This is a genomic window from Micromonospora sp. NPDC049151 (assembly GCF_040648395.1).
Classification (GTDB): domain Bacteria; phylum Actinomycetota; class Actinomycetes; order Mycobacteriales; family Micromonosporaceae; genus Micromonospora.
In genome coordinates this window covers 40744-53368 of sequence record NZ_JBEZDP010000031.1, presented here as the reverse complement: position 1 = coordinate 53368, position 12625 = coordinate 40744, and the positions used below count along the sequence as shown (strand labels likewise).

General features: G+C 74.1%; 7 protein-coding genes and 1 pseudogene. 6 read left to right on the top strand and 2 right to left on the bottom strand.

Going from position 1 to position 12625, the window contains the following annotated elements; genetic code table 11:
- The 6 genes and pseudogenes from AB0B20_RS26790 to AB0B20_RS26765 form a co-directional block, all read left to right on the top strand.
- Nucleotides 1–348, top strand: a pseudogene (locus tag AB0B20_RS26790) (hypothetical protein); the annotation flags it as partial.
- Between the two features lie 377 nt (nucleotides 349–725).
- On the top strand, nucleotides 726–2225 hold the full coding sequence (locus AB0B20_RS26785; RefSeq protein WP_357474424.1) for a hypothetical protein: 1500 nt from the start codon (nucleotides 726–728) through the stop codon (nucleotides 2223–2225).
- Nucleotide 2226: 1 nt separating this feature from the next.
- A complete protein-coding gene (locus AB0B20_RS26780) occupies nucleotides 2227–3429 on the top strand; it encodes a zinc ribbon domain-containing protein (protein ID WP_357389803.1) in 1203 nt (400 codons plus the stop codon).
- Nucleotides 3430–5817: a GTPase-associated protein 1-related protein gene (locus tag AB0B20_RS26775; protein WP_357389801.1), complete on the top strand. Its 2388-nt coding sequence runs from the start codon at nucleotides 3430–3432 to the stop codon at nucleotides 5815–5817. It abuts the gene before it with no gap.
- Nucleotides 5814–7370 carry a hypothetical protein gene (locus AB0B20_RS26770; RefSeq protein WP_357474420.1) on the top strand — a complete coding sequence of 519 codons (1557 nt, stop codon included), beginning with the start codon at nucleotides 5814–5816 and terminating at the stop codon, nucleotides 7368–7370. The genes AB0B20_RS26775 and AB0B20_RS26770 overlap by 4 nt, the downstream gene beginning before the upstream one ends.
- Nucleotides 7357–7539, top strand: a complete 183-nt coding sequence (locus AB0B20_RS26765) for a hypothetical protein (protein WP_357389797.1) — start codon at nucleotides 7357–7359, stop codon at nucleotides 7537–7539. The genes AB0B20_RS26770 and AB0B20_RS26765 overlap by 14 nt, the downstream gene beginning before the upstream one ends.
- Here AB0B20_RS26765 and AB0B20_RS26760 read toward each other — a convergent pair.
- Nucleotides 7536–11621 carry an SAV_2336 N-terminal domain-related protein gene (locus tag AB0B20_RS26760; protein WP_357474417.1) on the bottom strand — a complete coding sequence of 1362 codons (4086 nt, stop codon included), beginning with the start codon at nucleotides 11619–11621 and terminating at the stop codon, nucleotides 7536–7538. The two genes, AB0B20_RS26765 and AB0B20_RS26760, sit on opposite strands and share 4 nt — an antisense overlap.
- Entirely contained in the window at nucleotides 11611–12618 is a 1008-nt protein-coding gene (locus AB0B20_RS26755) for a MoxR family ATPase (protein WP_357474414.1), read from the bottom strand. Before AB0B20_RS26755 ends, AB0B20_RS26760 begins: the two co-directional genes overlap by 11 nt.
- Between the last annotated feature and the right edge of the window lie 7 nt (nucleotides 12619–12625).

Genomic DNA, 12625 nt, shown 5'->3' with positions numbered 1-12625 from the left:
GCGACGAAGAAGGCCGGCATGGACGAACGCGCCGCCGTCGTGTCGATCGCCACCGCCCTGCAGGAGTCGAAGCTGGAGAACCTCGGCCACCTCGGCGACCGTAACGACCACGATTCGCAGGGCCTGTTCCAGCAGCGCCCCTCCAGCGGGTGGGGCACGGTGGAGCAGATCACCGACCCCGAGTACTCCACCACCGCGTTCCTGAAGGGTCTCAAGCAGGTCGACGGCTGGCGCGACATGCCACTGACCAAGGCCGCCCAGACCGTCCAGGTGTCGGCCTACCCCGACCACTACGCCCAGTGGGAACAGCAGGCCGCCGACCTCGTCGCCCAGCACTGGAACAGCTGACCCGGCGGTGACCGGGGTCACGACGAACGAGCGGAAGAACCGTGACCCCGGTACCGTTGTGCAGAGCGTCGGTGTGTTCAGTGTCCCCGGGCCTCACCTAAATTGCCTTCGCGGAATACCGTTCGGCTGGAGCCGCGTCGCGCCACTCGCCGAGAGGCGACATGCACACCGACGCCGACTCCGCCCCCGGCCCCGGCCGGGGGCGGAGTTCGTCGCGCCACCGATGATCTGTCCAGCCGACGACAGTTGCTTGTGATCACCCGCCGGGCTGTGATGATCTCACCGATGTGCATGCATGGACGTGGGCGCCGGACCTGACCGGCGGCCGCTCGCCTGGACCCCGCCCCGCTCCCCGTCGCCCGAGTCCTCGCTGACCCATGGCGTTCGACGCCGAGCGTTACGACCGCGAGGTCATCAAGCCTCTGCGGGGTCACCACGGGCGCCTTCCCCCCGGTGACCTTGCCGCCCGCTACGCGGTGGAGCCGGGCTGGACCCGCGCGGAACTGATCCGTCACCTGACCGTCGTACGCCGCTTCTGGCAGGACAGCGCCGTCGGACCGGACAGCCGGGCGGAGATCTGCCGGCTGCTCATCCGGGCCGACGAGGAGCTGATCCGCACCGTCGGTGACTCCATGACTGATCCGGCCTGGTGGCAGGAGCACGGCGCCAGGGCGTCGCGGCCGCGGGAATCGATGCGGAGGCGAATACGCGACGCGATGGCGGAGGCCCGGCACTTCGCCGCGCCACCGCCCACCACGGGTCCGGCGCCGGTGAGGGCAGGCGGCGGCGCGGTGGATCCGTCCTGGCAGGCCGAGGTCCGCTCGTTCGTCCTGGCTCGCCTGGAGGATCCGGCCGGGGCCACCACGTCCCCCGTGCGACCTGCCGACACCGCAGGGGGAGCAGGGGCGGACCGCGAGTCCACCACGGCCGGCGACACCGGGTCCGCCACCACGGCAGGAGTCCCAGAGCTGACCGTGTCGGTGCTTGGTGCTCGCGGCGACCGGTGCCGGGTACGCGTGTCGTGGCCGGACGCCGGTGGCCGAGAGGTCCGCGTGCACCGCTGCGCCTCGCCGCCGCCCTGGACGGTGGGTTCCGCGCTGCCGATGACGGTCCTGGACACCTTCGGCGAGGAGCTGACCGGCGCCAGGGAGACCAGTGACGGTGAGACCGGTTTCGTCGCCGAGGTCCCCGTCGGCTACCACCTCTACGTGCCCTTCGTGATCGACGGGGAGCGGCTGACCGCTGGCCGGTTCGTGGCGCTCGGCATCGCCGAGCCGGTGCGACGGCTGCAGGCGGAACGGCGGGGCGAGGACGTCGTCCTCACCTGGATCTGGCCGCACGGGGCGCGGCGGGCCGTCGTGGAGTGGCCCGCCCCGGGCGGGACCATGCGTCACGAGGTGACCCGGTCGGCCTACGCCGGCGCGAACGGCTTCCGGATCCCCGCCGGCACACGACAGTCGGTGGCCCGGGTCGTCGTCGTGACGGACGTCGTCGGCGACGAGGTGCGGTCGGCGGTACGGGAGGTCACCCTGCCGGCGCGCCCGGTGGCTGTCTCCTACTCGTTGCACCGCAGCCCGCTCTGGCGGGCGGGACGACGGCGGATCACCGTCCGGCTCCAGGCGGACGCCGTGCTCGTCGGCGTGACGGCGACCGTGGTGCTCGGCTCGGAGCCCACCATGCCGGGAAGCGTCGAAGAGGGGTCCGTGCTGGCCGTCGCCGAACACCTGGAGCTGCGCCCCGAGCGGCCGCACGACCTGGAGGTGGCGGTGCCGTCGCTGCCGCGGCGCGCGCATCCGTACTGGATCCGCTGTTTCGTCCACGGCCCGGTGCCCACCGTGGTCGCCCTGCCCGCTGTCGGATCGATGAAGGTGACCTGAGTTGTCTGAGGTGGTATGCCCGTTCTGCTATGAACGCATCGACGGCACGGCGTTGTGGTTCCAGTGTCTCGGCCAGGGCGACGCCGACCATGACGGATGCCGGACGCGGGTCGACGAGCAACGCCGGCGCAGGACCGGGTTCGGCTCGGCGGTACTGCCCACCTTCGCGCCGCCCCGTACCCAGCGGTTGCGTCCGGCACGCCTGGCGCTGTGCCCGCACTGCGGCGGGCGTACCGGCGTCCGCGCATGCCCGGAGTGCCACACCCCGCTACCGCCCAACTTCGGGCACTCGGCCAGCCCGATGATCGCGATGTTCGGCGGTAAGGGCACCGGCAAGTCGGTCTACCTGACCGTGCTCGCCCGGCAGCTGCGCTCGGCGGAACTGCGCCGGCGGTTCGGCGCGGGCATCCGGATGACCGGCGACCGGCAGGGCGGGTCGGAGTCGCCGTCGCGCTGGCTCGCCGACAACGTGGAACGGATGTTCACCGAACACAAGCTGCCGGCGCAGACCGCACCGAACCGGGAACGCCGTCGCGAGCCCCTGGTCTTCGAGTGGCGCAGCGAGCACCGCAAGTGGGGCCGCACCACCTACCGCACCAGTTACCTGTCCTTCCACGACACGGCGGGGGAGGACGTCGGGAGCCTCAGTGGCGCACACGACCTGGCGTACGTCGGCGCCGCGGACGGGCTGATCCTGCTGCTCGACCCGTTCATGCTCCCGGAGGCCCGGGAGCGGCTGCGGCTTCCCCGATCCGCGATCCGCTCCACCGAGGAGACCATCGAGGTGGTGGACCGGCTCACCCAGAGCCTGCGCGCCAGCACCGGGGTCAGCGGGAGCGAGCGCATCGGCAAGCCGGTCGCTGTCGCGTTCGCCAAGATGGACGCCTTCTTCGACGTCCTGGGACGGGAACACCCGCTCTGCCAGGAGCCGCGGCCCGGGCCCGCGTACGACGAGCGGCTGGGCCGGGCCACCCACGAGGCCGTAGCCGCGTTGCTCCGCAGCTGGAAGGGCGACGACATCGAGCAGCTCCTGCGACAGAACTACCGGACGTTCCGCTACTTCTGCGTCTCCGCGCTCGGCGCGCCGCCCGACTACGACAACGCGCTCGTCGAGCCCGGCGGTGTCCGCCCCTACCGGGTGGACGAGCCGCTGCTGTGGCTGCTCAGTCTCAACCGGTTCGGCGTCGTGCCCCGGCAGGACTGAATGACCGGGCGGTTCGACACCCTCATCTACACCGACTGCCGCGAAGGTCAGGGGCTGCTCGGCACACCGGGACTGCAGTTCCAGTCCCGGTCCACCGGCGCGGACCAGGGCGCGGAGGCGGTGGTGCAACACTGCCTGCTCTACGAGCCGCCGCCCCGGTGGATGCGGGAGCGGCGTGCGGCAAACACCTATCCCGTCTCCTTCGCCCACGTCTGGGACGGGCTCCTGGCCACCGCGACCGGCGTGTACCTCGGCAGGGAGAGCGGCGGAGGGCGCGAGGGCAACCATCTCACCCACGCGATCGTGACAAGCGACCCGGCCTCCTACGGCCTGGTCCGCCCGGCCCAGCTGTTCGGGGCGCCGTTCTGGACAAGCGAGCCGGCGGACGGGCCCGGCTGCCCGCCGATCGAGGCGGGCTGGCAGCCGGGCCCGTTGGGCGCGGTGGACGCCCAGGCGTTCGTGCGTGGATCCCCGGAAGGCGCCGCTCTGCTCACCGCCCTGTTGTCGACCCTGCGGGACGGCGCCGGCCGGCGGATCCTCTTCGTCGCGCAGGAGCCGGCTGAGGTGCTGCGCTGGGTGACAGCTGTGACACTGCTCCTGCCGCAGCGGGTCGCCCTGCGGACCGGCTTCAAGGTGTTCACGCTGGACCCCGCGTATGCGCCGCAGCGGATCCTGGCCGTGCATCCCGACTGGGCCGGCCCGGCCGCCGACCTCGACAACGACCAGGGGTTCCTGGTGGTCGACCTGGTCCGGCAGGTGTGGACACCGACGCCCGAGACGCCCGAGGCACGGTGGTGGACCGAGCTCTTCCTCACCGAGGACCCCCTGGACGTGGTCGACGCGGTGGAGGTGGCGGCCGCGGCCGGGCTGCCCGGCGAGGCCGGGACCGAGGTGGCGCTGGCCGCGATCCTGCGTCGCCTGCCCGAACGGGAGGATGTCGGGCCGCTGGTTTCGTGGCTGCGGCACGGGCCTCCGCCGCTGGTGCGCCGGTACGGCGGCGGAATCGTCGACCTGCTGCTGGAGCACGTCGACCGGTGGCCCGCGAGTGTGTTGCGCGACCTCGACGAGGCCGGCCGGACCGTCACCCCCGGCCGGCACGCGGTCCGGGTCCGGACGGCCCTCATCGACGCGGAGCGGCGGGAGGTGGCGGCAACGGGACGGGTGCCGGACGAGCCGGCGCCGCCCGCTCCGCCGGCGTGGACCCGGGACGACGAGGAGCGGGCGCTCCGGCCGTGCGTCGAGGCGCTGCGCACGGCGCCGCCCGAACAGTTCGACGCGCTGCTGCGGCTGTGCGGACGGTTCGGGTTGCGGCCCTCGGCCGCCGACCTGCGCCCCGGCCTTTGGCAGTTCGTCCTGGACTGGGCGGACCATCCGGACCGTCCGTACGAGCCGCAGACCTGGGCCTGCGCGGACGAGGTCGTCGGTCTGCTGCGACAGGAACTGGGTCGGCGGCTGCTGGCGGAACCGGCGGTGGCCGGCGTGCTGGGCGACCAGTGGTGGGACGTGCTGTTGCGGGAGCCGATGCGACTGGACGAACCACTGGATGCCGCCGTGGTGGCGGCCGCGCTGCGGCACCTGCCCAGGTCGCAGCGGTACGACCTGGTGGGTCAGTGTCTGCGGACCGCGATGGCCGCACCACAGTGGATGTCGATGATGAACCGGACGGCGGCCGTGCTGTGGAGTGCGCGGCCGGTCAGTCGGGTCGAGGCCGACCTGCTGCGGCGGACGGTGCCGGCGGGCACGCCGCTGGACCCCCGAACCTTCCACGTCCTGGGCATCACGGTGCTGAGCTACCAGGCCGACCCGGAGTTCGTCGACGCGGCCCAGATCCTGGTCCGGCACGGGCTGTGGACGCTGCCTCCCGAGGTGGCGCAGGCCGTCGACGGGTACCGGGCGCTGGATGTCGTACGTGATCAGCTGCGCTCCGACCGGCCCGACCTCGGCGCGCTCGGCCAGGCGGCGGCACGTCTCCCGCCCAAGCTGGTGGAGGTGCGGACGCCGGAGCTGTGCGACAAGGTTGTGGCCTCCCCGGCGGTGGCCGCCGCCGTCATGGTGCTTCTGCACGCGCCCCGGCTGGCCGAGGCGTGTTCGCGGAAGCTGCGCGCCGAGCTGGGCATGAACTCCCGGCCGGTCCACGTGGTGCTGGCCTTCGTCCTGGTCAACGCCGAGCAGCAGTCGGCGCAGATCGCCACGATGATCCAGGCAGGGGTCCGGACCGACCTCGACCAGCGGGTCCGCACCGCTGTGGCCCGCTGCTCCCAGAAGCGCCTGGGCGAGATGACGGTGCAGGCCGAGAGCCTGGGACCGAAGTGGTCGGAACTCTGGAACGCCCTCGTACGGGCCGACCGGCGAAGGCTGATGCGCTGGCGGCGCGCGGACGGGCGGTGACCGTGTCCAATCCGGCCGTCCTCCTGCTGACCGCGCTCGTGGTGCTCGTCGTGCTCTACGGGCTGGCCACTGTCACCATCGCGCCGTTGACCGTCTACGCCCTGCTCGGCGGCGTCCTGGCCGGGCTGGCCCTCGGCCTGGCCGAGGCGGTTGCCGTGTTCGGCGGGGTGGTGGACGTCCCGCGCGTACGGACCCCGCACGACGAGTTCACCGCCCGGCTCCCCCGGGGACGCCGGCCTGACTACGCCTGGGTCCACTACGCCCACCGGCAGGCCGGGTACGACCTTCGGCACCTGGCGGAGCGTTGCCACGGCCGGGTCGGCGGCATGTGGCGGCGTGGCTGGCAGGACCTGCCCACCATGCCCCGCTACCACCTGCGACTCCAGGGGCCGGCACGCGACCCGGACGTCCCGCGCCCCGCCGTCCGGTCGAGGACCTGGACGATCGTCCTCTTCTGGCCCCTGCTCGCGCTGCCGGTCGCCGGTCTGACCGGGCTGACAGTGGGGGTCGTTGCCGCGCTGCTCCTCGTCGGCGCGGTCGTCGCCCTGGTGGCGGTGCCGGCCTGGTTCTGGACCCTGGCGGTGGCCGCCTTGTTACGGGCGGGCGAGCGCCGACGCCGCCGTCGGCGCGGCACTCGTCTCTGCTGTCCGCGTTGCTACTTCCTCATCGACCTTCCCGAGTACCGGTGCTCGGGCCGGCACGGCCGGGACGTGCCGGCGGGAGCCGAGCGGCATCGGATGCTCCGTCCCGGGCTTCAGGGTCTCCGGTGGCGCCGGTGCGGATGTGGACGGAAGCTGCCGGTCGGGCCGGCCGCGGCCGGCCCCCGGCTGCCGGCGTACTGTCCGAAGTGTCAGACGTCTCTCGCCGATGGCAGCGGGGCGAGCAGCGAGGTGCGGATCGCGCTGTTCGGCGCGGCGGCAGCCGGCAAGAGCACGTTGGTGGAGGCGCTCACCGCCGGGCTGGTCGCCCACTTCCCCGGCGGGCAGTGCCTGGTGAGCCGGGTGGAGGGCGGGGGACAGCCGCCGCGGCCACTGGTGGTGACCGTGACCGTCCAGGGCGGCACCGGGACGGTCCAGCGCCTCCAGTTCTTCGACGCTCCCGCCCGCGGGCTGCTCGACCCCGTCGTCTGTCGTTCGTACGCCTACCTCTACGGCACGCGGCACTTCGTGTTCGTCCTCGACCCGCTGGCCGCCGGGCTGGTGGGTGGCGTCGACGTGCCGGAGCCGTGCGATCCGCTCGACGCCTACGAACTGGTGGTGGGATGGCTGCGCAACCGGGGGGTCGACACCGGGCGATGCCGCCTCGCGGTAGTGGTCTCCCGAGCCGACCACCTGCGGCGCCTGCTCGGTGGCACCATGCCGGCGCCGGACCGGGTCCGCTCCTGGCTCGACGAGCGGGGACTGGACCAGTTGGTGATCACGGCCGCCCGGGACTTCGCCCAGGTGGGTTACTTCCTCAGCGGCCGGGACGAGCCGGCCCCGGTGGAGCCGCTGCGTTGGCTGCTGCGCGGCCGGCCCGGGGTCGGTGCGGAGGTGGCCCGTGCGCTCCGCTGACCTGCCTCCCTCCTACCGGGCATACCGGTTGGTGATCCTCGCCCTGACCGCCGCCGCGACGGGCGCGGGGACCGCCTGGTCGGTGAGGGCCGGGCTGCCGCAGGGAGCGCAGCGCTGGGCGGCGCAGTTGCTGGAGACCTTCTGGGCGGTGTGGACGGCCCTCGACTAGGACCCCGGCTGCCCTGCGGCCCCGCCGGCCTCGCGGAGCAGCCGGGCCCGCTGCCGGTGCCGCTCGGCCGTCGCAGGCTCGCCCACCCGGTCCCAGGTCTCGGCGAGGTCCTGGTGGTTGGCCATCAGAAGGGCGCGCAGGCTGGCGTCGGCGGGGTCCTCCCGGAACAGCCGGGCCAGCACGTCCCCGGCCTCGGTGAGCGCCTCGATCGCCGCCTCCACCGGGCCCGTCTCGGCGAGCATCCACGCCTGCTGCCGCAGCACCTCGGTCAGGTCCCGGCCACGGCGGGACGGGTCGCCGGTGGCGAGCTGGCGGTGCAGGACGACCACCTCCCGCAGCACCGTCGCTGCCTGATCCGCCCGGCCGGTGGACCGCAGGAGCATGGCCTGGCAGTGGCGTGCGGTAGCCATCTCCGCCACCGGCGCCGGAACCGTGGCGCCGATCAGGGCCACCGCCTGCTCGCAGGTGGCCAACGCGTCGTCCGCCGCGCCGAGGTCGGCGAGGTCCAGGGTCTGTCGGAGCAGCGCCCGGGCCAGCGCGACAGCGTGCCGGTCCGGCTCGGCGGCGTACCGCTCCCGGTAGCGGCGGACGCACTGGTTCTCCACGGCCAGGGCGGCGGCCGGGTCGCCGCTGCGACGGTGCAGCATGGCCAGCGTGGCGCGGGCCTCGTTCAGCAGATCATCACCCTCGGGCGCCCCTGCCGCGACGACCTCCTGTCCGTGCGCGATGGCGAGCCGCGCCGCCTCGAACCCCTCGTCGACGCGTTCGAGGTCGGCCAGCACCCGGGCCCGGCGGTTCTCCGCGGCGCACAGCGGCCCCCTGGCGTCCCGGGAGCCCCGGGACATCAACCGCTGGTACTGGGCGACTGCGCGGTCGGCGCTGCTGAGGGCCTGCGTCGTCAGTCCGGTCCGGGCCAGGTGGCCGGTCTGTGCGTCGAGCGTCGCGGCCAGCGCGCGTACGACGCGGTCGACGGACTGCGGCCCGGCCCGCTGCGCCAGCCGGGCCCGCAGCTCGACCTCCTCGGCGAGGACGTCGGTCACGGCGTCGGCCGCGCCCTCGGCCAGCAGCCGTTCCCGGTGCCGCGCCAGCGCGTCCGCCAGCGGGGTCAGGTAGCGGTCCCGGTCGGACAGCCGGCGGAAACCCGCGACGAGCCGTTCCGAGACGGATGCCGGCTGACCGGCGAAGAGGGCCGCCGGGTCGGGCAGCCCGTCCGCGACCGCGCGCAGTGTGGATTCCGGGGTGTCCGGGTCGGCGACCAGCCGCCGTAGCCGGTCCACCAGGACCGGTGGCAGCACCGAGGTCCGGGACCGGGTCTGCTCGAGCAGGGCGAGCAACAGCGGGGGATGGCCGCGGGCGACCCTCCAGACCGGCTCGACCAGCCGGGGATGCCTGCGACAGCCGGGGCCGAGGATCTGCATCGCCCGCCGGACCTGGTCCGCCGAGCGATCCGCCAGGATGCCGGTGACCAGATCGGGGTGGGCCAGGACGGCGGGCACCACGATCTCCGACCGCAGGTCGTCCGGCGTGACGGGCGTCCAGTACCCCTCGGGGCCGCCGGGGTAGAGCTCGTGCAGCCAGTTCGCCAGCCGGTGCAGGGTCGGCCGGTCGGTGGCCATGTCCGGACGCAGCCGGCTGATGAGGTCCTGGGCGTCGCGGGCCGTCGCCGCCCCGTACAGGGTCGCCGCCGCCACGTACCGGTCGAGCTCGCCGGGCCGGGCGTACGAGATCTGCGCGGCGACAGCTGCGTCCTCCCAGTACCGGCGTTCCCTCGTCGCGTGTGCGGCCGTCAGGTCTTCCGGGGTCACCGGCGCCGGTGCGCGCAGGGTGCGCACGAGCATGCGCAGGGCGACGATGTGCAGCGACAGCGGGGTGGCGTACCGGTCGTCGCCGACGTCGGGCAGCCGCATCCGCTCGCCGTGCTCGCGCCAGCGATCCGTGCCCGCAGCCGCGTCCAGAGCCTGGGACAGGCCGCGCAGGGCTTCACGCAGCGCGCTCTGCCGCGGCGGGCCGGCCCGCCAGGGCGGGTCCAGCCGGTCGACAGTCGCGTCGCCGACGAGTCGCGACGGGCCGGTGCGTCGCAGCTCCTGCCACCAGTCACCGGCGGCCCGCGTGATCAGGAGCAGGTGGGTCGACGCGACGCGGTCGGCTCTGGCCAGCTCCCGCCGGACGGTCCCCGGCCGGGTCTCGGCCTCGTCGATCACGACCAGTTCGCCGCCCCCGGCGAGGGTGACGACGAGGCGTCCGTCCGTGTGGCCCTCCGCTGCCGAGGCGGCATCGAGCTGGGCGATCAGTTCGACCAGCAGCCGGGTCTTTCCGACGCCCGGACCTCCCGTCACGACCCGCAGCGACGGCCCTGGCAGGTCCACCCAGCGACGCAGTTCGGCGAGTTCCCGGTCGCGGCCGGTGCACCGTACCGCCCGCCGCCACGGTGAGAGCAGGTCCCGCATGCCGTCGGCAGGCGCGGATCCGGGTGCCGGATCGGGCGTGGCGAGCGGACCGGCATCGTCGTCGGGGGCGGGGCGTGGCGTGGACGCGCCGGCCAGCGGCGTCCCGGCCCGGTCGAGCCGGGCCCGGGCGGTGAGGTTGACGACGGCGAAGGGCCGGCTGTCCGGTCCGAACCCGGGGTGCCCGGGCCCCGGGGTGAGCGCGGTGAAGTGCGTACGGGCCACGCCCATCCGCGACTGGACGGTTCGGGAGAGGTGCTCCAGCAGTTCGGCCGCGCGGGCCATCTTGGGCCGGCTCAGGGTGTCCAGCAGGAGCGGCTGCACACCCTCGACGAACGCGTAGCGGCCGGTCCGCGCGTCCACCACCCGCAGCAGACCGCTGAGCAGCACCTCGGCGAGTTGGGACGGGGTGGCCCGGCGGAACATCGCCTGCTGGATGTAGCGGATGACCGGCAGCACCGGCTCACTCATGGCGACGTAGGCCGCGAGTTCGACGGCCTCGGGGGAGGACGAGGAGCGGAACTGCCGGACCCGCCGCGAGGGCGGGAGGTGCCCTCCGTGTCCGGCGAGGACGGCGTCGCGCTGCTCACCGGTCACGGCGGTGACGGCCGCGGTGACCGCCGGGGCACCAGCGACGAGCCGGGTCCAGCGGCCGAACCACGCCGAGTCGATCTCCAGCACGGGCACCACGGTCCCGCGTGGTGGCGGGGACCCGTCGAAGGGCTCGAACCGCAGGTCGGAGTTGGGCGCCCCGGGACGGGGCGTGCTGAGCAGCCCGGGCGTCGTCCGGCTGCCGGTCCGTGACCACATCCGTTCGGGCAGCGGCTGGAGGACGGCGACCGGCCCGCGACGCGCCCACCGGTGCAGCAGGGCGCCGGCCGCGCCGGTGTGCCAGATCCGGTCCACGCAGTCGCTGACGACGAGGATCACCCGACGGCCGCTGGGATCTACCAGTTCGGCGCCGGTGCGCGGGTCGCCACGCCAGGTCGACAGCCTCGCCCGGCCGGCGTCGTCCCGGTCCAGCCGCCATTGGGCGACGCGCCGGAAAACCCCCGCGGCGGCGAGGGTGTCCACCACTTCGCCGGCCAGTTCCCGCCATAGCGTCATCGACGCGGTGCTGTCCACCACCACCGCCAGGTCCAGCCAACGCTCGGTCGCCGGGACCATCACCGCCGGCCACGGTCGGCCGCCCAGCAGGTGCTCGGCCGCGACGCGTACCGTCGCCTCCTCGTCGAGGACCTGTTGCCGGGGGGACGGCACCCGCCGGGTCAGCGGTCGCAGGGTCCGCTGCAGGCCCAGGCGGTCACCGAGCGAGGCCGACTGCGGCACTGTGATCTCGCCGGCCCGTATCGTGCCGGGCGCGGCGGGCGCGGCGTGCAGCGGCGTGGTCGCGGGCCGGGAGGGTGGCGGGGCCGGCGCGGGCGCGGGGGGTTCGGACGGTCGGGCGGGCGCCGGTGGGCCGGGCGCCGCCGGCTCGGCATCCACGCCCGGCGGCCCGACGGCCGGGGCCGGCGGGGGAGCGGCCACCGGCGCCGCCGGGCCGAGGTGGTGGCTCAGCCATAGGACCTCGGCGAGGTCCCGGGCGGTGGGGGCGCCCCCCACCGCCGTGATCGCGGCACGTAGCCGCTCAATCGTCATCGGGCCGGCGGGACAGGTGAGCCATCACCTTGTCGGCGAGCTGGTCCCGGTCCACACCCGTGGTCCGTCCCGCCTGGTCGGTGAGGTAGATCGCGTTGAGCAGCTGGTCCGTGGCGAGGTCGTCGTGGTCCCGCCGGCTGAGGAACCGCTGGATGATCTCCGCGCCGCTCGGGGCCAGCGTGCCCAGATGCGCCTCGACGATCCGCGACAGCTTCTCCGCCTCGGGCTGGGGCAGGGTCGCCTGGATGCACCGGCGCAGGAACGCGGGCGGGAAGTCCCGCTCACCATTGCTGGTCATCACGATGATCGGGAAGGCCCGGCAGCGGACCTGGCCGTGACGCACCGGCACCCGCTCGGTGCTGTCCGCTGTCATCACCGCGGCGTCGGCGGCCTGATCCGCCTGCCGGACCAGCTCCGGTATCTCGTACGACCCCTCCTCGAAGATGGCGAGCAGGTCGTTGGGCAGGTCCAGGTCACCCTTGTCGATCTCGTCGATGAGCAGCACCCGTGGGCGCTCGGCCGGCAGCAGCGCCGTGCCGAGCGGGCCGAGGCGGATGAACCGCCCGACGTCCTCTGGCTCGTCGCCGGGCCTGGACCCGCTGTCCCGCCTGGCCTGATAGAGCCGGGCCAGCGGGTCGTACTGGTAGAGGCCGTCCTTCACCGTGACGCGGCTGGTGATGTTCCACCGCAGTGGACGCCCGAGCCCCAGCTCATGGGCGACGGCAGAGGCCAGTGTGGACTTTCCGGTGCCGGGACGGCCGGTCACCAGCAGCGGCCGGCGCAGGTGGATGGCGGCGTTGACCAGTTCAACTGTGTCGCGGTCCGGGCGGTAGTTCTCGCCCCGCCGAGCGTCGGCCGCCGACTCCTCCACCCACGGGGAGATGGGGACGGCCTCGTCGTCGAACAACCGCCACGGCGGCGGTGCCGGCAGCCGGGCGATGTCGTCGTGCGGGACACCCGTCCCGTGGTAGATCCACCAGCCCGGTCGCTCGGACACGTCCGCT

Excerpts from the sequence above, each read along its gene's own strand:
- AB0B20_RS26785 (WP_357474424.1), top strand. The coding sequence starts at position 726 with ATGGCGTTCGACGCCGAGCGTTACGACCGCGAGGTCATCAAGCCTCTG.
- AB0B20_RS26775 (WP_357389801.1), top strand. The coding sequence starts at position 3,430 with ATGACCGGGCGGTTCGACACCCTCATCTACACCGACTGCCGCGAAGGT.
- AB0B20_RS26760 (WP_357474417.1), bottom strand. The coding sequence starts at position 11,621 with ATGACGATTGAGCGGCTACGTGCCGCGATCACGGCGGTGGGGGGCGCC.